Source organism: Mesorhizobium sp. M7A.F.Ca.US.005.03.2.1 (genome assembly GCF_003997795.1).
Classification (GTDB): domain Bacteria; phylum Pseudomonadota; class Alphaproteobacteria; order Rhizobiales; family Rhizobiaceae; genus Mesorhizobium; species Mesorhizobium ciceri.
This window is the reverse complement of sequence record NZ_RZRP01001476.1, coordinates 1-720: the sequence shown is the minus strand read 5'-3', so window position 1 is coordinate 720 and position 720 is coordinate 1. Positions and strand designations below refer to the sequence as shown.

Here is a 720-nt window from a genome sequence, read left to right as displayed (position 1 = left end):
ATCCTGGCCGGCACCAATTTCGTGCTGCACTCGGCCGGCTGGCTCGAGGGCGGGCTGGCCTCCTGCTACGAAAAGTTCATGATGGACATCGACCAGCTCGGCATGACGCAGAAATTCTCCGAAGGCGTCGACCTGTCGGAAAACGGCCAGGCGATGGACGCCATCCGCCAGGTCGGGCCGGGCAGCCACTATCTCGGCTGCGACCACACCCAGGCCAATTTCCAGACCGCCTTCTACCGCTCCAACATCGCCGACAACAATTCCTACGAGCAGTGGCTGGCCGAAGGCGAGAAGACAGCGCCGCAGCGCGCCAACGAACTCGCCCGCCGCTGGCTGGAAAGCTATGAGGCGCCGCATCTCGATCCGAGCATCGACGAAGCGTTGAAGGACTTCATCGCCAAGAAGAAGGGGTCGATGCCCGACGCCTTCACTTGAAAGGAGCCCGAGTCAGGCGGGGCTAAAGTCGCCAACATCATCCACAAGGAAGTCTGGCGGAGCGCGTTCTCCGATCCGGACAAGAAGGGATGATTACGCCCGCCGGCAGCGTTGACCGCATTGCTGCGGCGCTTCTCGCCAACGGCCTTGTCCTTCGCGGCGGCTTCAATTTTACGCCAAGCGATGTGCCGCCAACGGGATCATCGGGTGCGCCGGCAGCGGCCGTCCTGCTGGTGGGGCAGGCGGGCGCGGCACCCTGGCCGCATTTCCTGCGTTGGTGGGAGC

At 63.9% G+C, this 720-nt stretch carries 1 protein-coding gene and 1 pseudogene; both read left to right on the top strand.

What is annotated here, in order from left to right; genetic code table 11:
• Positions 1-435 (top strand): trimethylamine methyltransferase family protein (locus EN991_RS38590; RefSeq protein WP_206519369.1); only part of this gene is annotated, 435 nt, incomplete at its 5' end.
• Between the two features lie 89 nt (positions 436-524).
• Positions 525-720, top strand: a pseudogene (locus EN991_RS38585) (hypothetical protein); the annotation flags it as partial.